Annotated in this window: 1 protein-coding gene; it reads right to left on the bottom strand. The window is 48.7% G+C overall.

Annotated features, from left to right (window positions below):
• The coding region (locus AB5935_RS24825) for a SulP family inorganic anion transporter (protein ID WP_410525546.1) at positions 1-263 on the bottom strand (263 nt) is incomplete at both ends.

Genomic DNA, 263 nt, shown 5'->3' with positions numbered 1-263 from the left:
CGAAGTGTCGGAAATAAATCAGCCACTTCCCGACGAAGTCTCCCGGCACTTTCTCGTCTCCGAAAGATAAACCGAAAATATCGGCAATCTGGGTCGTGAAAATAGTGACGGCGATACCGCTGGTAAATCCGACGATGATAGGATAAGGAATGAATTTGAGGACAGCTCCCAGCTTGAACACTCCTAATAATACAAGGAGTACGCCCGCCATTAGCGTGGCTACAATCAGTCCGGCCTCGCCGTATTGTTGTATGATGCCATAG

Source organism: Phocaeicola sp. RTP21198st1_B8_RTP21198_201120 (assembly GCF_040929485.1).
GTDB lineage: Bacteria > Bacteroidota > Bacteroidia > Bacteroidales > Bacteroidaceae > Phocaeicola > Phocaeicola dorei.
The sequence above is the reverse complement of the archived record's forward strand: the minus strand, read 5'-3'. Positions and strand labels throughout refer to the sequence as shown.